This is a genomic window from Sphingomonas jejuensis, from assembly GCF_011927695.1.
Lineage (GTDB): Bacteria > Pseudomonadota > Alphaproteobacteria > Sphingomonadales > Sphingomonadaceae > Sphingomonas_K > Sphingomonas_K jejuensis.
Window position 1 is genome coordinate 208,726 of record NZ_JAATJE010000002.1, and the last position, 18,564, is coordinate 227,289.

The window sequence follows — 18,564 nt, forward strand, 5'->3', positions numbered from 1 at the left end:
CGGGCGGGATCCCGACGACCCCGCCCGCTGCCCGTCAGGCGAGCACCGACCCGCCGCCCTTGCGCCGCCGCCGCATCGCCGCGCCGGTCAGGCCGAAGCCTGCGATCATCATGCCCCAGCTTGCCGGCTCCGGCACGGCGGAGAACAGCGTCACCGCGGCGCGCGCGCGGTCGGGCGCATCGGCGAACAGGCCGTCGACGCCGGCGTTCAGGAAGGCCAGGAACTCGGCCTGATCATTGCCATAGGCGGCCGGATCGGTGCCGTTGCGAAGGTTGGTCGGCAGGAAGACGTTCTCCGGTCGGAAGGTATAGGGCACCACCTCGAGCCCGGCGGCATGGGCATCCGCGATCACGGAGGTTGGCGTGGTCAGGTTGCCATTGGCATCACGCGGAATCAGCACGTTCTTGTCGGGACCAAGGACGTCGGCATAGCTGGCGACATACTCCAGCCCTTCCTTGGTCAGCAGCGCGCCATAGGTGCGGGTGTCCCCGGCCGCGACGAAGTCGAAGGGGCGCCCGTTCACCCCGGTGGTCAGCTGCACCAGCCGCAACTCGGTCAGCTGGTTGAGCTCGACCAGATTGCCCACCTCGAACGACTGGATCAGCGCAAGGTCGTCTGCGCCGTCATAGCCGTTGGCCGACAGGGTCCGGACCAGCGGTTCTTCAAGCGACAGTCCGATCGTGTCGAAATAGGTCGGGTGCTTGGTTTCGGGGATGATGCCGATCCGGCGGCCGGTCTCCGCCTCCTTGCGCCGCACGAGGTCGATCACCTCCTGAAGCGTCGGCACCTCGAACTGGCCGTTATACTGCACGTTGTCGGGCCGAAGCTGCGGGATGCGCTCCACCGCGCGCAGCGTCTTCAGCTCGGCCAGGGTGAAGTCCTCGGTGAACCAGCCGGTGTAGGACACGCCGTCGATCACCTTGGTCGTGCGTCGCCCGGCAAACTCCGGGCGCGACGCCACGTCGGTCGTCTCGTTGATGTAGTTCTCGTGGCGGGCCACCAGCACGCCATCCTTGGTGGAAACCAGGTCCGGCTCGACGAAGTCGGCCCCCTGGTCGATGGCCAGTTCGTAGGAGGCGAGCGTGTGTTCCGGCCGATAGGCGCTGGCCCCACGGTGACCATAGATCTTGGGCTGAGCGATGGCGGCCGTGGCGGTCGTCATCAGGATGGCTGCAGCGGCAAGGCTGCGTCGCGTAAGCTTGAGCATGTCGGACTCCCTGTGCGAGCCCCCCGCAGCGCTTTCACTACCCCCGCGTGACGACATGACGTCATTGCCGTTGCACCTTTGTGGCAGCGCGGATCGCTGCGGCGATAGTGCTCCCGGCTCAAGTGAACGAACAGGCGTAATAATGCCCCATGAGATGGCGGCAGCCGACCAGATCGCCGCCGAACAGCTTGGTGACATGATCCGGTGCGTGAAAATCACCGGTTACCGGATCGAAGCCCCGCGCCTCCATGACGATGCCCGTTGGATCGAAGATGATGCCGCTCCAGTTGTCGAGAAAGCCGGCAGGGTTGAAGGCGACCCGCACCGGCGGCCCGACATCGACGGAGTAGGTGACGCCTCCATCCTCCTCATGGTTGGCAGGCGTGGGGTGCCGCTGCACCTTTGCAATAATCTCGGCATAGTGTTCACGGTTCAGGATCAGGCGTGCGAAGGTGCCGCTGACTCTCCCGGCGTAAAGCATTGGCCACGCAACCGTGATCGTCAGGGCGAGCAGCACGGCGGGTGCCAGAATGACGATCGCACGATCCCGCATACGGTCGAGCGCGCGTGCGTGCCCCAGTCCACGCGCCAAGGCCACGCCGAAGCCGAGTAGCAGAACGAGCGGCATGATCGGAATGGCTAGGATGAAAAGTAGGAAGCCGACGCCTTCGGCAAGTGCGCCGACGAGGCCGATTAGGAAGGGCGTCGTCGCGATTAGGCCAAAGAACAGCGTGGTGCCGTTTAGGAAGGATTTCATGGGCGTGGCGTCCTCAGAATGTCGTGAGGCCGTGCCGCCGGACACTTGCGAGCGTCATGAGCACTGCGTGAGCAAACGGTGAGCGGATATGAAAAGGGCGGGTGCATCGCTGCACCCGCCCTGGATCTTTCACCAATGGCGCCGATCAAAGCGTGCGGTCGCGCATCTCCACTTCGAACGTCTCCAGGAAGTCGCCCGGCTTGATGTCCGTGAAGTTCTGCGTGAACGTCACGCCGCACTCCAGGCCGGCGCGGACCTCGGCCACGTCGTCCTTAAATCGCCGCAGCGAGGCAATCTCGCCCTGGTAGATGATGACGTCCGCCCGCGTGATGCGCGCCTTCAGCGCCTTGCGGATCGCGCCTTCGACCACCAGCAGGCCGGCCGCCTTGCCCGTCTTGCCCGCGGAGAAGACCTCGCGGATCTCCGCACGGCCGACGACATGCTCGATCGCTTCCGGCCCCAGCTGCCCGGCCATGCCGGCGCGGATCTCGTCGGTCAGGGCATAGATGACGTCGTAATATTTGAACGCCACCTTCTCGCGGTTCGCGATCTCGCGCGCCTTGGCATTCGGCCGCACGTTGAAGCCGATGATCGGCGCACCCGATGCCGCTGCCAGCGTCACGTCGCTTTCGGTAATGCCGCCGACGCCCGAATGCAGCACGCGCGCCCGGATGTCGTCGGTGGAGATCTTGTTCACCGCGTTGACGATCGCCTCGACCGATCCCTGCGTGTCGGCCTTGACCACCAGCGGATATTCGATCGCCTGCTTCTCGCGCAGTGCGGAGAACATCGATTCCAGGTTTGCCGGCGCCGATGTCGTCCGCTTGCGCGTGATCACCGACTGGCGATAGGCGGCGACCTCGCGGGCGCGTGCCTCGTTCTCGACCACCGACATCGGGTCGCCGGCACCCGGCACGCCCGATCCGCCGAGCACCTCGACGGGGACGGAGGGACCTGCCTCCTTCACGTTCTTGCCCTGGTCGTTGATCAGCGCGCGGACCTTGCCGCTTTCCGCGCCGATCACGAACACGTCGCCCACGCGCAGCGTGCCGCGCCGCACCAGCACGGTCGCGACGGGGCCGCGGCCCTTGTCCAGCTGCGCTTCGATCACCGTGCCCTCGGCCTCGCGGTCGGGGTTGGCGGTCAGCTCGAGGAGCTCGGCCTGCAGGTTGATCTTCTCGATCAGGTCGTCGAGCCCGGTGCGCTTCAGCGCGGATACTTCGACGTCCTGCACCTCGCCGCCCATATACTCGACCTGCACGTCATACTGCAGCAGCGCCTCGCGAACGCGCTGGGCATTTGCTTCCGGCTTGTCGATCTTGTTGATCGCCACGATCATCGGCTTGTCGGCCGCCTTCACATGGTTGATCGCCTCGATCGTCTGCGGACGCAGGCCGTCGTCGGCCGCCACCACCAGCACCACGATGTCGGTGACGTCGGCACCGCGCGCGCGCATGTCGGTAAAGGCCTCGTGGCCGGGCGTGTCGAGGAAGGTGATCCGCTCACCCGACGCCACCTGCACCTGATAGGCGCCGATGTGCTGGGTGATGCCGCCCGCCTCGCCCGACACCACGTTGGTGCCGCGCAGCGCGTCCAGCAGCGACGTCTTGCCGTGATCGACATGGCCCATGATTGTCACGACCGGCGGCCGCGGCTGCAGGCTCTCCGGCGCGTCCGCGTCGGCGTCCGACACCTGGATGTCGATGTCGCTTTCCGACACGCGCTTGATGCGGTGGCCGAACTCGGTGACCAGCAGCTCTGCCGTGTCCTGGTCGATGTCCTGGTTGACCGTGACGGGCATGCCCATCTTGAACAGCGCCTTCACCAGGTCGGCACCACGTTCCGCCATGCGGTTCGCGAGCTCGGCGACGGTGATCGTCTCCGGCACCACCACGTCGCGCACCTGCTTCACCGACGGACCGCCCGCCTGATGGGCGCGCTTGTCCTTCTCGCGCGCACGCTTCAGCGCGGCCAGCGAGCGGGCGCGGGTGCCCTCGCCACCGTCGGTCAGCGCCTTGGTGACGGTCAGCTTGCCTGCCTGGCGGCGGTCGTCGCCGCCACGCGGCGCCGGACGGGCCGGGCGCACCGGCTCCGGACGCTTGGGCGACACCACGGGCGTGAACCGGCGCGGCGCCGGGCGATCGTCGGTGCGCTGCGGCGTCGCGGCAGCTGCGGGGGCGTCGCCGCCCGGCGCAGCGGGGGCCGCGGCAGGTGCTGCGGCAGCCTCGGCGGCGGGGGCCGGCTGCGGCGCAGGCGTCGCGGCGGGCGCCGGTGCAGGTGCCGGCTCCGCGGCCGCGGCCGGCGCGGGCGTTGGCGCCGCAGGCTGCGACGCGCGCTCTTCCTCCGCGCGGCGGTTCTCCTCGGCGCGACGGCGCTCTTCCTCGCTCGCCTCGCGGCGCAGGCGCTCCTCGCGGCGGCGACCTTCCTCCAGCGCGTTCATGCGCGCTTCTTCCGCCTCGCGCAGCAGCTTGGCCTGCAGCTCCTGGCGGGACAGCAGGCTGTTCTGCGGACGCGCAGGCGTCGGCGCCGGGGCCGGCGGCGGTGCCACCGGGCGCGGCGCGGGCTGCGCCTCAGCGGCCGGCTGCGGCGCCGGCGTCGGTTCGGGCTGCGGCGTCTGCTCCGTCTCGCCGGGGCGACCCAGGACACGACGACGCTTCACCTCGACCACGACGGTGTTCGACCGGCCATGGCTGAAGCTCTGCTTCACCTTGCCCGTCTCCACCGTGCGCTTCAGCCCCAGCGGCGCACGGGCGCCCAGCTTCGGCTTATCCTTGTTGTCGATGTCACTCATGTAGTGCCTGGAATCCCTCAACTGCGTCCGTGATCGGCGTCGCCGCCGTCTGCGCCACAAGCGGGCGTTGAACCTTGCGAGGCGCTTTCGCAAGGCTGCCCGGAAGACAGAAAGCCGATGAAGCGCTGCCAGCGGTCCAGCGCGACGAGCACCCGGTCCGCGGCGGCACGGTCGCACACGCCGATATGTACCACATTCTCGCGGCCAAGCGCCAAGGACAATATGGTGCGATCCGCAGCGATTGCCAGCCCGGCCTCGCCGCTTCCCTCCGCATCGCGCCCGACCCGCCAGGCCTGGTCCAGCTTGCGGTTGCCGTCGGCGCGTGCGTCGGCGGCGTGGAGCAGCAGGTGGAGCCGCCCGGCGCGCGCGGCCTCCGCGATCCGCTCGGCCCCCGTGACCAGCGTGCCGCCCCGCGCCTCCAATCCCAACCTGTCGAGCGCGGCACGCTCCAGCGCCTTTTCGACGCGCTCCGCCAGATCGTCCGGCACCAGGATCGGGCCGGTCTTGAACGCCCGGGCCAGCGCGCCCTTCAGCTTGCCGCTGGCGATCGCCGCCGCAAGCGCCGACCGGTCCACGGCGATCCATGCACCGCGGCCGGGCGCGCGCGCCCGGACGTCAGGCAACACCTCGCCATCCGGCGACAGCGCAAGCCGCACCAGCAACGCGGGGTCGGCCCGCTCGCCCGTCAGGATGCAGCGGCGGGTGTTCGCCGCCGCCGGCATGTCGGACCGGTCCGTCCCGCCGGCTGGCGGAACGGCCCTGTCGCCATCGGTCAGCCGTTGGCGCTCATTGCTCGGAGTCCGCAACCGCGTCCTCCTCGGTTGCGCCCGCGGCGGGCTCCTCGTCGGCGAACCAGTGGGCGCGCGCGGCCATGATGATCTCGTTGCCTTGATCTTCGTTCAGGTTGTACTCGGCCAGCACGCCGCCCTTGTCCTCGCTGCGCTGGGAGGACTCGGCCCGCCGACGCGGCTCCACCCGCTTCTTCTGGATCAGTTCGTCCGTCGCCAGGTCAGCGACATCGTCCAGCGTCTTGATGCCGGCCTTGCCCAGCGTCACCAGCATCGCCTCGGTCAGGTAGGGCAGCTCGGCCACCGCGTCCTCGACACCCAGCGCGCGGCGCTGCTCGCGGTTGGCGGCATCGCGCCGCTCCAGCGCTTCCTGCGCGCGGTTTTGAAGCTCGCCGGCCAGATCCTCGTCGAAGCCCTCGATCGCCGCCAGCTCGTCAAGCTCGACATAGGCGACCTCCTCCAGCTCGCCGAAGCCTTCGGCGACCAGCAGCTGCGACAGCGTCTCGTCGACGTCCAGCTCCTGCTGGAAAAGCTCGGACCGCTCGGTGAATTCCTTCTGGCGCTTCTCGCTCGCGTCCGCCTCGGTCAGGATGTCGATCGCCGAGTTCGTCAGCTGCGATGCCAGCCGGACATTCTGACCGCGCCGGCCGATCGCCAGCGACAGCTGGTCGTCGGGCACCACCACCTCGATGCGGCTTTCCTCCTCGTCGATCAGCACGCGGCTGACGGTCGCGGGCTGCAGCGCATTGACCACGAAGGTCGCCGTGTCGGGCGACCAGGGGATGATGTCGATCTTCTCGCCCTGCATTTCCTGGACCACCGCCTGCACGCGGCTGCCCTTCATGCCCACGCACGCGCCGACGGGATCGATCGATCCGTCATGGCTGATCACGCCGATCTTGGCGCGGCTGCCCGGGTCGCGCGCCGCCGCCTTGATCTCGATGATGCCGTCGTAGATTTCGGGCACTTCCTGCGCGAACAGCTTCTTCATGAAGTCGGGATGCGCGCGGCTCAGGAAGATCTGCGGGCCGCGCGCCTCGCGCGCCACGCGCAGGATCAGCGAACGGATGCGGTCGCCCACGCGCACCACCTCGCGCGGGATCTGCTGGTCGCGGCGAATGACGCCTTCGGCGCGGCCGAGGTCGACGACGACATGGCCGAACTCGACCCGCTTGACGACGCCGGTGATGATCTCGCCGACGCGGTCCTTGAACTCCTCGTGCTGGCGCTCGCGCTCGGCGTCGCGCACCTTCTGGAAGATCACCTGCTTGGACTGCTGCGCCTGGATGCGGCCGAACTCGATCGGCGGCAGCGGATCAACGATATAGTCGCCGATCGCGGCGCCGGCCTGCAGCTTCTGCGCGTCCTTCTCGTTCACCTGCTTGTAGACGTCGTCGACGGTTTCCACGACCTCCACGACGCGCCACAGGCGCAGGTCGCCGGTGTTCGGGTCCAGCTTGGCGCGGATGTCCATCTCCTGGCCGTAACGCGTCCGCGCCGACCGCTGGATCGCGTCCTCCATCGCCTCGATGACGATCGCGCGGTCGATCAGCTTCTCCTTCGCGACCGAATCGGCGATCGCGATAAGCTCGGCCTTGTTGGCGGAAACGGCGGTGGCCATCCTCTAGTTACCTTCCATCCTGATGCTGTCTGCGCCCTCGCTGGAAAGCGGGGCGGTTGCCTCGATAAGTCTGTCGGTCATCACGAGCTTTGCGTCGGCGATCGCGGCAAAGGGCACGCTGTGCGAAACGCCGTCCTTGTCCAGGATCGACACCTGGTCGCCGTCGATACCCGCCAGATCGCCCTTGAACTGCTTGCGCCCGTCGATCTTCTCTTCAAGCGTGACGCGCGCCTCGTGCCCCGCCCAGTCCGCGAAATCCTTCAGCCGGGTCAGCGGCCGGTCGATCCCCGGGGAGCTGACCTCCAGCCGGTAGGCGCCCTCGATCGGGTCGCGCCCGTCGGCCTCCAGCGCGTCCAGCTGGTCGGAGATGCGCCGCGACAGGTCGGCACAATCCTCGATCGTCAGCTGGCGCGTCTCCGGACGCTCGGCCATCACCTGCAGGGTCGGGTCGCTGGTGCCGCCGATCATCTTCACGCGCACCAGGTCGAAGCCGAGCGCACGGGCTTCGGGTTCGATCAGCTTGGTCAGCGCGGTCAGGTCCGACATGATGCTCCGGTCAGGCGGCATCGATGCCGGGGCCCGCGGGCCTCAACCTCGCCGTTGCCGCCGATGTGTGAGAAAACTCGAGCAGCGATATAGAGCAGTCCGGCCCGTCTCGCAACAAGCAAGCGGCGTCGGCGTTGCATCACCAACGATCCTTGTCTGCGGAGCTCTGGTTCATGCGTTTTCATGCCCTTTTGTTCGCCGCCGCACTTCCGCTCGGCTTTGCCGCCTGTTCGGGAAACACGGGCGGTACGACCGCCGCCGCCACCGATGGCCAGGCGGCGCCCGCTCCGGCACCGTCTTCGGGTCCGACCCCGGCGGCCGGCCGGCCCTTCCAGACCGCGGTGATCGCGGATCTCGACACGCCCTGGGCCATGGATTTCCTGCCCGACGGCCGCGTGCTGGTGACGGAGAAGGACGGTCGCCTCCGCCTCATCCGCCCGCTCGCCGGCAACGGCAGCGCGGTGATGCAGACGATGGTGGACGGCGTGCCGTCGGTCGACAGCGCCGGTCAGGGCGGACTGATGGACGTGGTGCTGCACCCGCAGTTCGCCCAGAACCGGCTCGTCTACTTCAGCTATTCGGAGGCGCGTGACGGCGGCAAGAACGTCGTGCTCGCCCGGGCCGAGCTGCAGGAACCGTCGTCGGGCGCGCCGCGCCTCGCCAATGTGCAGACGCTGCTGCGCGGCGACCCGGTCGACGGCAACGGCCACTATTCCGGCCGCATCGCCTTTGCGCCCGACGGTCACCTGTTCTTCACAGCGGGCGACCGGCAGAAGTTCGATCCCGCGCAGGACAAGTCGCTGCTCCTGGGCAAGGTGTTGCGCCTGACGGAGACCGGCCAGCCCGCCCCCGGCAACCCGCTGGCGGAACAAGGCTTCCGGCCGGAAGTCTGGAGCTATGGCCACCGCAACCTGCTGGGCATTGCCTTCGACCCTGCCGGCAACCTGTGGCAGCAGGAAATGGGGCCGCGCCACGGCGACGAGCTCAACCTGATCCTGCCGGGCCGCAACTATGGCTGGCCGAACGTCTCCAACGGAGATCATTATGACGGCCGCAACATCCCCGATCATGCCGCGGGAGACGGGTACGAGGCGCCCAAGGTGTTCTGGAACCCGGCGATCTCGCCTGCCGGGCTGATGGTCTATTCGGGCGACATGTTCCCCGCCTGGCGCAACAGCGCCTTTATCGGCGGCATGAACACGCCCGGCCTGATCCGCGTCCAGCTGAACGGCACGGACGCGCAGAAGGCGGATCAGTGGGACATGGACGGTCAGCGCATCCGCGATGTCGCCCAGGGCCCCGACGGCGCCGTGTGGGTGCTGGAAGACGGCACCGACGGATCGCAGGGCCGCCTGCTCAGGCTCACGCCGGCCGCGCGCTGATGCGCCGCGCTCCTCTCCCCGGCGACGGGGAGAGGGGCTTCGGCACCGGCTATTCCGCGGCGTTTTCGGTCCGCGCCGGTCCGTCGCGGTTGAAGGCGGCGATCGCAGCCGCCGTAATCGCCTCGGTCGCCGCGGCGATGGTCGGCTCCGGGTCGGGCGCCCAGAACGGGCTGTGGATCGACGGCAGCTTCGACAGGTCGCCGCCCGCCTCGTCCCACTTGGCCTGCGGCACGCCACCCACCCAGAACAGCACGGCCTCCACCCCGTCGGTGTCCGCCAGCCGGAACCGGCTGAAGTCCTCGCCGCCCATCTGCGCGCGCGTCGCCGTTACGCGGTCCGCGCCGAACCGGCTTTGGAACAGCGCGATGGTCTCGGTGGTCAGCGCGTCCGAATTGTAGACGGCGGGGGTGAATTCGTCCTGTGTGGTGACGACCGGCATCCGATCCTCGGGGATGCCGGCGGCGATCGCCTCGCCGCGCGCGATCCGGGCGATGCCGTCCAGCAGGTGCTGCCGCACGGCCGGGGTGTAGCTCCGCACGGTCAACTGCAGCCGCGCCTCGTCGCCGATGATGTTGTGCTTGGTCCCGCCGTGGAACGATCCCACCGTCACCACGCCCGATTCCAGCGGATCGATCTCGCGCGACACCAGCGTCTGCAGCGAATTGACGATCCGCGACGCCAGCACGATCGGGTCCTTCGCCAGGTGCGGATAGGCGCCGTGCCCGCCCACCCCGCGCACCAGGATGTCGACCGGATCGACATTGGCCATGACATAACCGGTGCGGACGCCGATCTGCCCGGCCGGAAGGGCAGCGGCATCGTGGAAGGCGATGGCGGTGCGCGGCTTGGGGAAACGGGTGTAAAGCCCGTCCTCCAGCATCGCCCGCGCGCCCGATCCGATCTCCTCGGCCGGCTGGCCCACCATCACCAGCGTGCCACGCCACTGATCGCGCATCGCCGCCATCCGGCGCGCGGTGCCGATCCACGCCGTCATGTGCGTGTCGTGCCCGCAGGCATGCATCACGCCCGTTTCGCCGCCGCCCTCCTGCGTCACCTTGACGGTGGACGCATAAGGAAGCCCCGTCTGCTCGGTGACGGGCAGCGCGTCCATGTCCGCGCGGAGCAGGATCACCGGGCCCGGCCCGTTCTCCAGCACGGCGACGACACCCGTCCGCCCGACGCCTTCGGTCACGGTGAAGCCCGCCGCCCGTGCCTCGCGCGCCATCACCCCGGCCGACCGGGTTTCCTGAAACGACAGTTCGGGATGCGCGTGGAGGTCGCGGTAGATCTCGATCAGCGACGGCAGGTCGCGCGCCACGTCGGCGCGCAGATTGTCCGCCTGTGCCGCCACGGGTGCGGCGGCCGATGCCAGCAAGGCGAACAGAAGCAGATGGCGCATGACGGACCCCCGAAGCGATGTTGCGATCAGGCCAAACTGTTCCGCGCCGCGCGTCCCTTGTCGAGCGCAAACAACCGGCCCCACTCTACTCCGGCACGATCTCCATGACGTCGATCAGGCTTTCGTACCGCGGCGAGGGGAACAACAGCCGCCACCGCCGGTCGCCGATCCGCTGCAGCACGCCGATGAGGTCGCGATCCGCATCCGCGCCGTAGCGCAGCGCCCGCTGCTCGGAGCCGAGCGCAAGCGTGCCGAGGAAGATGCGTCGCGCCGCCACGTCGCCGTACAGCGCGCCCACCTGGCGCTGCGATCCCGTCAGCTTCTCAAAGGACTGCACCCGGTCCCCGGCGCCGACCCGGCATCGGAAATAAGGATAGGCGACATGGGTCAGCCCGCCGCTTCCGCCCCGCGAGCCAAGCTTCGTCACCCGGCACCGGTAATCGCCCGGCGGCAGCGCCGCGTCCGGCTCGCCCGCATCCGGCACCATCAGCGCGCCTTCGCTGTCCAGATCCGCGGCATGCCCGGCGGCGCGCGCCTGCGCCAGGCCGGCAACAAAGGCCGTGCGCCATCCGCGCAGCCGCGCCCGGTCCGCATCGGTCGCATAGCGTCGCCAGTCGTCGGCGGGAAGCCCGGCGCCCGATGCCCGCGCCGCCGGCGGCGGCCGGTCCGCTCCGGCGCAGCTCGCCAGCGCCAGCATCGCTGCCGCCGACAATGCCCGGCCCCGGATCATTGCGCCGTCCAGCCGCCGTCCATCACCATGTTCGCACCGGTGATCGAACGCGCTTCCTCCCGGCACAGGAACAGCGCCATCGCCGCCACCTCGTCCACCGTCACGAACTGCTTGGTCGGCTGTGCGGCCAGAAGGACATCCTCCATCACCTGCTCACGCGTCAGGCCGCGCGCCTTCATCGTGTCGGGTATCTGCTTTTCGACAAGCGGCGTCCACACATAGCCCGGGCTGATGCAGTTGGCGGTGATGCCGTCGGTGGCAGTCTCCAGCGCCACCGTCTTCATCAGGCCGGTGATCCCGTGCTTGGCCGCCACATAGGCGGCCTTGCCGGGGCTCGCCGTCAGGCTGTGCGCCGATGCGGTGCAGATGATCCGGCCCCACCCCGCCTTGCGCATGATCGGCACGGCCGCCCGCGTCAGGTGGAACGCCGATGTCAGGTTGATGGCGATGATCTGGTCCCACTTCTCCGGCGGGAATTCGGCAATGGGCGCCACATGCTGCACGCCGGCATTCGCCACCACGATGTCGACGCCGCTCATTTCACCCTCGGCGCGCGCCACCATCGCGGCGATCTGGTCGCCGTCCGTCATGTCCGCATCCGAATAGAGCGCATTGGCACCGCTCGTCTCCGCCAGGCCCCGCCGCTCCGTCTCGATGGCGTCTGCGTCACCGAAGCCGTTGATCATCACCGCCGCGCCCTCCGCCGCCAGCGCCTTCGCGATGGTCAGGCCGATGCCGGACGTCGATCCGGTCACGATCGCGCGCTTGCCCTTCAGGATCACGGCTCACTCCTCATGGCTTTGAAAGGTCGAAGACGCTGGTGCGTCCGTGCAGGATGTCCTCGGCCATCAACCCGGACCGGCCGACCGCCTGCGCCACCGCGGCCTCGCCCGCCTCCCAGTGAAGGCGCATGGTGCGCTGGGAGAATTCGTAATCGCGCGCGCCGCCCTCCCAGGCATTGGCGCGGTTGATCAGCTGGACGATCGACACCGGCTTCTCGGCGGCCTTCGCGGCGAGGGCGACGACATCCGGATCGTCTTTCAGGTCGTCCGGCAACTTGTCGAGCACGCGCCGCACGAGCTCGCGGTCCTTGCGCAGCCGCATCAGCTCCGTGCTCACCTGGCGCGTCCGGCTCGAATAGCGGATCTCCTTTTCGCGGGCCATCACGTCCATGATGGTCTTCGGCCGGGGGGCCGACGCGGAAAACAGGTCCACCTGGAAGACAAGAAGGGCGTCTTCCTGCGTGTCCAGAACATGCGACAGCGGCGTGTTGGAAACGAGCCCGCCGTCCCAGTACAGGCGGCCGTCGATCTCGACCGGCGGCAGCCCCGGCGGCAGCGCGCCCGACGCCATGACATGGCGCGCGTCCAGCCGCTCGCACGCGCTGTCGAAGTACCGGAAGTTGCCGCTTTCGACGTCGACCGCGCCAACCCCGACACGCACCGTCCCGGCGTTTAGCAGGTCCCAGTCGACCAGCGCATCCAGCGTCTCGCGATACGCGGCTGCATCGTAGAAGGAGAGCGCGCCGCACGATCCCGGCTCCGCGAACACGGGCGGCACCCAGCGTGGCCGGAAGAATCCGGGGACGCCGGTCGCCGCCACCCACATCGCCGACCATTCGTGCACCGCCTCGCGCGCCTGGTCGCTGTCGGGAATGGGAAAGCTCGGCAGCCCGCTCGCCAGCCCATCCCAGAAGGCGCGCAGCCGCTCCACCCGGCGCGCGGGCGGGTTGCCCGCGATGATCGCTGCATTGGCCGCCCCGATCGAAATGCCGGCGACCCGATCGATCTCGATCCCGGCCTCGGTCAGCGCGGCATAGACGCCGGCCTGGAACGACCCCAGCGCGCCCCCGCCCTGCAGGACCAGCGCGACCTGCTCCGGCAGGGGCATCGCCGCCGGCGGCCTCGGCGCGCGGCGTTTCGGATCGGCATCGGCCATGGCTGCGCTATAGCGGCTGGCATCGGCCGGCGCGAGGGCGCATCCTCCGCGCGGTCGGCGCGTTACAGCGCCGGAACGACAAGGGGTGATTGCGATGCGGCTCGACGACTATCGCACCAGCGACAATGTGTCCGATCAGCGCGGGCAGAGCTTCGGCGGCGGCGGCGGGTTCGGCGGGGGCGGGGGCGCCCTCGGGCTCATCTTCTCGCTGGTGGCCAGCCGCTTCGGCATCGGCGGCATCATCGTGCTTGCGATCGGCGCCATGCTGCTTGGCTTCAACCCGTTCTCCGGGGGCGGCGGCAGCGGCGTGGTCTCGCCCGGAACGCAGGCGGTGCAGGGCACCCGCGACGCGACGCAAAGCTGCGCGGTGGACGAATCCTCCCGCTTCTCCTGCCAGGTGCTCGCCAGCACCGAAGACACCTGGGCATCGCTGTTCCAGGCCTCGGGCTCGCAATATCAGCCCGCGACGCTGGTGTTCTACGGCGGCCAGGGCATGTCCGGGTGCGGCGCCGCGCAATCGGCCATGGGCCCGTTCTACTGTCCCAGCGACAATGGCGTGTACCTCGACACCGGCTTTTTCCAGGAACTCCAGCAGCGCTACGGCGCGGCGGGTGACTTCGCGCAGGCCTATGTCATCGCGCACGAGGTCGGTCACCATGTGCAGACGCTGGTCGGCACGTCCAACGGCGTCCGCGCTCTTCAGGCGCGCTCCAGCCAGGCGGAAGGCAACCGGGTGCAGGTTGCGATGGAATTGCAGGCCGATTGCTATGCCGGCGTCTGGGCCGCCCGCAACCGCAACCGACTGGAGCCCGGCGACGTGCAGGAAGGCATGACGGCTGCCGCGGCGATCGGCGACGACACGCTGCAACGCGCGGCGGGGCAGCGTCCGGTCCCCGAAAGCTTCACTCACGGCACCAGCGCGGAGCGCCAGCAGTGGCTCCGCCGCGGGCTGGAGACCGGCGATCCCGACCAGTGCGACACCTTCGCCGCCATGGGCATTCGCCTGTGAGCGATGCGGCGGGACGGCCATCTGGACCAACCAGGACGATCATGATCACCGGCGCCGGCGCCGGGCTCGGCCGGGCGATGGCGCGCGCCGCGGTCACCCGCGGCGATGCGGTGGTGGCGGTCGGCCGGTCGGCCGCCTCGCTCGATGAGACCGGCCATGACCTTGACCCAGCCCGCTTCATGGCGGCGCCCGCCGACGTGCGCGACGCGCCGGCGCTGCGCCGGATCGCGGCGGATGCTGCAACACGCTTCGGCGCCATCGACGCGCTTGTCGCCGGCGCCGCCATCTACCCGCGCGGCCATGTCCAGGACGATCGTGCCGCCGAGGCGACGGACGTGATGGCGATCAACGTGGTCGGCGCGGCCAATTCGGTCGCGGCCGTCCTGCCGGGGATGATGCAGCGCGCCCGCGGCCGGATCATCCTGGTCGGCAGCTTCGCCCAGCTCGATCCGCTGCCGGACAGCTGGGCCTATTCCGCATCCAAAGGCGCGCTCACCGTGCTTGCGCGCGCCACCGCGGCGGAGGTTCGCGGCGACTATCCCGGCATCCTTGTCAACGAATGGGTTCCGGGCGCACTCAACACCGACATGGGCGTGCCGGAAGGGCATGATCCCGCGAAGGCGGCGCTATGGGGCCTGTCGATCCTCGACCTGCCCGACGGCGGACCCAGCGGGCGCGTCTTCAACGAGGATCGGCTGGTCGAGCTCCCGCTCTCCTTCAAGCGCAAGATCCTGCGCAAGCTTCGGCTCGGCTGAGGCGTCCGGACGAAGCCGCTCCACGATGCGGTCCGCCACGCGGATGGCGTTGGCAGCGATCGTCAGGCTCGGATTGACGCCGCCCCCCGACGGCATGAACGATCCGTCGACCACGTAGAGATTGTCGATCCCGTGCGCGCGACAGTCCCGGTCGAGCACACTGGTCGCGGGATCGTCGCCGAACCGGCACGTGCCCATCGGGTGGCCGAAATTCAGCACCGCCGCCTTGTTCAGGAAGAAAAGCCGCCTGCCCAACCGCTCCCGCAGCAGCGTCCGCGCCAACCGCGCCCGACGCGTCAGCTCCGGCCGGAAGCGATAATGAACGGTCACACCGCCTTCCCGGCTGGCATCGAGTTCCAACCTGTTGTCCGGATAGGGCATGTCTTCGATGATGAAGGACAAGATGGTCGCCGACCCGAACAGCCGGGCAGCAATCTTTGCCGGGATGCGCATGAACGGTTTTAGCGGCCGAACGCGGCGAAGCGGGCTGGCTTCAAGCCATCCATAGAGGAACTGCAGGATATTGCCGTATCCGGCCGACAAGCCGGTCGAATGGATCATGCCCAACCGCTCGCCGCCAGCGCTGTAGAGGGCGCGGGAAGCAACCGACTTGGCAGGCCCGGCCCCGTTCATCCGTCGGCTCGGCCACACCGCCACCCATTCATCCGCGTGGAACATCAGGTTCCGACCGACCAATCCCGACGCGTTGGCGAGACCATTCGGCCAATGGGCGTTTGCGGACTCCAGGAGCAGTGGCGCAGTTGCCATCGTTCCGGCCGCCAGCACAACGACGCGGCCGCGGTGACGCTCTTCTCTGCCGCCTTGTCGCACCCAAACGCCCGTTACCCGAGCGTCATCGGCCTTGATCCGCACGACCTCCGCCTGCGTCATCATGGCGGCGCCTGCCGCGATCGCAGGCTCGACACCGCAATTGCGCGCGTCCTGCTTGCAGGCGCGCTGGCATGGAACGCCCAAGCATTCTGCACAACCAGGCTTGTAGGCAATGCCGACATGCAGCCGGTACGGCGACAGTCCGGCCGCTGCCATGTCCTGCATCAGCTGAGCGTCCTGCGGCCGCATCGGCGGCGGTCTACGCATCTCGTCCGGCACCGCCTCGCCCAACGGATCGCGCGTGCCCAGCACGTGCAACCAGCGCTCGGCCACATCATAATAGGGTTTCAGCTCGGCGTACCGGATCGGCCAGCCGCCGGTTGGATGCGGTCTTGCGGGGTCGTCATCCACATCGTGCGGCTCCAGCCGCTCGAGCGAGCCCGAATAGAAAGTCGTCGACCCGCCGACGGACACGCCGATCGCCGGGTAGAAGTCACGATCGTCGTCGTCGATCTTCAAGCCGACGCGGTGGGCGACGCGCCCGATCGCCAGCCGCTCGTCGGGCGACTCCAGCTCATTGTCGCCGTCACGATATTCGCGCGCGCTGGCGACGCCCTTCTCGATGAACAGGACGCTCAATCCCGCCTCGGCAAGCCGGCGGCCGGCCATCCCGCCGCCCATGCCGGTGCCGACCACGATGACGTCCCACAACCTGTCGGCCGCGTTGACGCCGTCGTCCACCATCAGGCCCCATCGCCGGAGGCCGCCGACAGCCGCTCGATCTGCGACCGCGTCAGCTCGACCTGCAACGAACCCAGCAGGTCCCCGACCTGCGCGACCGACGTCGCGCTGGCGATCGGCGCCACCACCGCGGGCTGCGCCATCAGCCAGGCCAACGCAATCTGCGCCAGAGTCGCCCCGGTCTCCTCCGCTACCTCGTCCATCACCGCGAGCACCTCGAGCCCGCCCGCTTCCAGGGCGGCCCGCGCCTTGCCGCCGCGCGCGCCGGTCGCGTCTTCAGGGGAGCGATACTTGCCCGTCAGGAAGCCGCTGGCGAGGCCATAATAGGGAAGCACCGCGACATCGCGCGCCACGCAGAGCGGTTGCAGCTCGCGCTCGAACGCGCGCGAGATCAGGTTGTACTCCGGCTGCAGCACGCTCGGCCGGATCAGTCCGTCGCGCTCGGCCACGTCGATCGCCGACGTCAGCCGCGTCGCGGAGAAGTTGGACAGCCCCAGCGTAGCGATCTTCCCCGCGTGCGCCAGATCGTCGAACGCCGCGAGCATGTCGTGCTGCGGGACCGCATCGTGGTCGCGGTGCGCATAATAGAGGTCGATCCGCTCCACCCCCAGCCGCTTCAGCGATGCCTCGCAGGCGGCGGCGATCCGCTCCGGCGCCAGCCCGTCGCCGCCCTCTCCCGGCAGCATCCCGACCTTGGTCGCGATCAGCACATGGTCCCGCTTTCCGGACACGCGCAGCCACTCGCCGATGATCGTCTCCGACTCACCGCCGCTGTGCCCGTCCACCCATGCGGAGTAGACGTCCGCCGTGTCGATCATGCGCCCGCCGCCGTCGACAAAGGCGTCCAGCACAGCAAAGGAGGTCTCGCGGTCGGCTGTCCAGCCGAACACGTTGCCGCCCAGCACCAGCGGCGGGATCGACAATCCGCTCGGCCCCAACCTGCGCGCTTCGCTCATCGTCGTGCCTCCAGCGCTTCCACGATCTTCTTGACGTCCTGCGACCGGCCGCGCGGCAGGATCAGCAGCTTGTCTGCGCTCGCCACGATGATGAGGTCGCTGACACCCACCGCCGCCACCGTCGGTCCATCGGTCCGGATCAGGCAGTTCTCCGCATCGATGGCGATCACCTCGCCGCCGATCGCGTTTCCGGACGCGTCGTGCGGGCCAAGCGCGTGCAGCGCGTCCCAGCTTCCGACGTCCGACCACCCCATCGCGACGGGGACCACGGCCACGCGGTCCGCCCGCTCCATGACGGCGATGTCGATCGACTCGCTCGGCGACTGCCCGAAACGATCGGCATCGGGATAGATGCGGGCGCCGTCGCGGCGCGCCGCTGCCATCGCTGCGTCTGCCGCGGCGCGGATGGCGGGCGCATGCTCGTCCAGGGCCTCCAGCAGCGCCGATCCCTTGAACAGGAAGATACCGCCGTTCCACGCATGGTCGCCGGCATCGAGCATGGCCTGTGCCCGCTCGCGCGCCGGCTTTTCGACAAAGCGTTCCACCCGGTGCACGCCCGCGCCGATCTCCGCGCCGATCTGGATATAGCCATATCCGGTCTCCGGCCCGGTGGGCGAGATGCCGAAGGTCACCAACCAGCCAGCCTCGACCATCGGCAGCGCGGCTTCGATCGCCCGGTGAAATGCCGGCACGTCGTCGATGACATGGTCGCTCGGCATGACGAGCATCGGCCGGTCACCCGCCTCCACCGCCGCCAGTGCGATGGCGGGCGCGGTGTTGCGCCCTTTCGGCTCCAGGATCAGCGCCGCAGGGGCGATCCCCACATGCTGGAGCTGCTCCGTGATGGCGTCGGCATGCGCGGCATTCGCGACGACCAGCGGGGATGCGAAGCGCGCCTCGTCCCGGGTGCGCAGCGCCGTCAGCTGCAGCATGGTTTCCGCCGCCGTCAGCGACAGCATCTGCTTGGGCCGCTCGGGCCGGGACATCGGCCACAGCCGGGTGCCGGAACCGCCCGACAGGATGACAGGCGTGATGATGGTCGTGCTCATGGGGTCTCCGTGTGGCCCCCGCACTTAGCTGCCGTCCGCTGCTTCCGCCAGAGCACCCTCCGTT

General features: G+C 69.1%; 15 protein-coding genes and 1 pseudogene. 3 read left to right on the top strand and 13 right to left on the bottom strand.

Going from position 1 to position 18,564, the window contains the following annotated elements:
* Positions 1-34 precede the first annotated feature (34 nt).
* From GGR88_RS10470 to rimP, 6 genes are all read right to left on the bottom strand, one after another.
* Entirely contained in the window at positions 35-1,207 is a 1,173-nt protein-coding gene (locus tag GGR88_RS10470; RefSeq protein ID WP_167954707.1) for a glycerophosphodiester phosphodiesterase family protein, read from the bottom strand.
* A gap of 118 nt (positions 1,208-1,325) precedes the next feature.
* A complete protein-coding gene (locus tag GGR88_RS10475) occupies positions 1,326-2,009 on the bottom strand; it encodes a hypothetical protein (RefSeq protein ID WP_342449779.1) in 684 nt (227 codons plus the stop codon).
* Positions 2,010-2,109: 100 nt separating this feature from the next.
* Entirely contained in the window at positions 2,110-4,755 is a 2,646-nt protein-coding gene (gene infB, locus GGR88_RS10480) for a translation initiation factor IF-2 (RefSeq protein WP_167954709.1), read from the bottom strand.
* Positions 4,756-4,772: 17 nt separating this feature from the next.
* Complete coding sequence (locus tag GGR88_RS10485) at positions 4,773-5,561, bottom strand: DUF448 domain-containing protein (protein WP_425338482.1); 789 nt, start codon at positions 5,559-5,561, stop codon at positions 4,773-4,775.
* Positions 5,542-7,164, bottom strand: a complete 1,623-nt coding sequence (nusA, locus tag GGR88_RS10490) for a transcription termination factor NusA (protein WP_167954711.1) — start codon at positions 7,162-7,164, stop codon at positions 5,542-5,544. The genes GGR88_RS10485 and nusA overlap by 20 nt, the downstream gene beginning before the upstream one ends.
* A 3-nt stretch (positions 7,165-7,167) precedes the next feature.
* The gene (gene rimP, locus GGR88_RS10495; RefSeq protein WP_167956138.1) at positions 7,168-7,710 is read right to left on the bottom strand and encodes a ribosome maturation protein RimP; all 543 of its coding nucleotides are present in this window, start codon (positions 7,708-7,710) and stop codon (positions 7,168-7,170) included.
* A 173-nt stretch (positions 7,711-7,883) separates the two neighbouring features.
* On the opposite strand from rimP, the gene GGR88_RS10500 reads away from it, so the two are divergent.
* Positions 7,884-9,092 carry a PQQ-dependent sugar dehydrogenase gene (locus GGR88_RS10500; RefSeq protein WP_167954713.1) on the top strand — a complete coding sequence of 403 codons (1,209 nt, stop codon included), beginning with the start codon at positions 7,884-7,886 and terminating at the stop codon, positions 9,090-9,092.
* Between the two features lie 49 nt (positions 9,093-9,141).
* Here the strand turns inward: GGR88_RS10500 and GGR88_RS10505 are convergent, their stop codons facing one another.
* The 4 genes from GGR88_RS10505 to GGR88_RS10520 all read right to left on the bottom strand — a co-directional run bounded on the left by GGR88_RS10505 (position 9,142) and on the right by GGR88_RS10520 (position 13,159).
* A complete protein-coding gene (locus GGR88_RS10505) occupies positions 9,142-10,491 on the bottom strand; it encodes an amidohydrolase (RefSeq protein WP_167954715.1) in 1,350 nt (449 codons plus the stop codon).
* A gap of 85 nt (positions 10,492-10,576) precedes the next feature.
* Positions 10,577-11,221, bottom strand: a complete 645-nt coding sequence (locus tag GGR88_RS10510; protein WP_167954718.1) for a DUF4893 domain-containing protein — start codon at positions 11,219-11,221, stop codon at positions 10,577-10,579.
* Positions 11,218-12,003: a 3-hydroxybutyrate dehydrogenase gene (locus GGR88_RS10515; protein WP_167954720.1), complete on the bottom strand. Its 786-nt coding sequence runs from the start codon at positions 12,001-12,003 to the stop codon at positions 11,218-11,220. The genes GGR88_RS10510 and GGR88_RS10515 overlap by 4 nt, the downstream gene beginning before the upstream one ends.
* A gap of 10 nt (positions 12,004-12,013) precedes the next feature.
* The gene (locus GGR88_RS10520) at positions 12,014-13,159 is read right to left on the bottom strand and encodes a patatin-like phospholipase family protein (RefSeq protein WP_167954723.1); all 1,146 of its coding nucleotides are present in this window, start codon (positions 13,157-13,159) and stop codon (positions 12,014-12,016) included.
* Positions 13,160-13,253: 94 nt separating this feature from the next.
* On the opposite strand from GGR88_RS10520, the gene ypfJ reads away from it, so the two are divergent.
* Together ypfJ and GGR88_RS15330 are read left to right on the top strand one after the other, a co-directional pair.
* On the top strand, positions 13,254-14,168 hold the full coding sequence (ypfJ, locus tag GGR88_RS10525) for a KPN_02809 family neutral zinc metallopeptidase (protein WP_167954725.1): 915 nt from the start codon (positions 13,254-13,256) through the stop codon (positions 14,166-14,168).
* A gap of 41 nt (positions 14,169-14,209) precedes the next feature.
* A complete protein-coding gene (locus tag GGR88_RS15330) occupies positions 14,210-14,923 on the top strand; it encodes an SDR family oxidoreductase (protein WP_280742410.1) in 714 nt (237 codons plus the stop codon).
* 57 nt (positions 14,924-14,980) lie between these two features.
* Here GGR88_RS15330 and GGR88_RS10530 read toward each other — a convergent pair.
* From GGR88_RS10530 to GGR88_RS10540, 3 genes and pseudogenes are all read right to left on the bottom strand, one after another.
* Positions 14,981-16,498, bottom strand: a pseudogene (locus GGR88_RS10530) (GMC oxidoreductase); the annotation flags it as partial.
* Positions 16,498-17,451, bottom strand: coding sequence for an aldo/keto reductase (locus GGR88_RS10535; protein WP_167954731.1), 954 nt, complete (start codon positions 17,449-17,451; stop codon positions 16,498-16,500). The pseudogene GGR88_RS10530 and the gene GGR88_RS10535, both read right to left, overlap by 1 nt.
* Positions 17,448-18,500 carry a mannose-1-phosphate guanylyltransferase/mannose-6-phosphate isomerase gene (locus tag GGR88_RS10540; RefSeq protein WP_167954733.1) on the bottom strand — a complete coding sequence of 351 codons (1,053 nt, stop codon included), beginning with the start codon at positions 18,498-18,500 and terminating at the stop codon, positions 17,448-17,450. Before GGR88_RS10540 ends, GGR88_RS10535 begins: the two co-directional genes overlap by 4 nt.
* Positions 18,501-18,564 lie beyond the last annotated feature (64 nt).

Coding starts and splice junctions, on each gene's coding strand:
- GGR88_RS10470 (WP_167954707.1), bottom strand. CDS start 1,207: ATGCTCAAGCTTACGCGACGCAGCCTTGCCGCTGCAGCCATCCTGATG.
- infB (WP_167954709.1), bottom strand. CDS start 4,755: ATGAGTGACATCGACAACAAGGATAAGCCGAAGCTGGGCGCCCGTGCG.
- nusA (WP_167954711.1), bottom strand. CDS start 7,164: ATGGCCACCGCCGTTTCCGCCAACAAGGCCGAGCTTATCGCGATCGCC.
- rimP (WP_167956138.1), bottom strand. CDS start 7,710: ATGTCGGACCTGACCGCGCTGACCAAGCTGATCGAACCCGAAGCCCGT.
- GGR88_RS10500 (WP_167954713.1), top strand. CDS start 7,884: ATGCGTTTTCATGCCCTTTTGTTCGCCGCCGCACTTCCGCTCGGCTTT.
- GGR88_RS10505 (WP_167954715.1), bottom strand. CDS start 10,491: ATGCGCCATCTGCTTCTGTTCGCCTTGCTGGCATCGGCCGCCGCACCC.
- GGR88_RS10510 (WP_167954718.1), bottom strand. CDS start 11,221: ATGATCCGGGGCCGGGCATTGTCGGCGGCAGCGATGCTGGCGCTGGCG.
- GGR88_RS10520 (WP_167954723.1), bottom strand. CDS start 13,159: ATGGCCGATGCCGATCCGAAACGCCGCGCGCCGAGGCCGCCGGCGGCG.
- ypfJ (WP_167954725.1), top strand. CDS start 13,254: ATGCGGCTCGACGACTATCGCACCAGCGACAATGTGTCCGATCAGCGC.
- GGR88_RS15330 (WP_280742410.1), top strand. CDS start 14,210: ATGATCACCGGCGCCGGCGCCGGGCTCGGCCGGGCGATGGCGCGCGCC.
- GGR88_RS10535 (WP_167954731.1), bottom strand. CDS start 17,451: ATGAGCGAAGCGCGCAGGTTGGGGCCGAGCGGATTGTCGATCCCGCCG.
- GGR88_RS10540 (WP_167954733.1), bottom strand. CDS start 18,500: ATGAGCACGACCATCATCACGCCTGTCATCCTGTCGGGCGGTTCCGGC.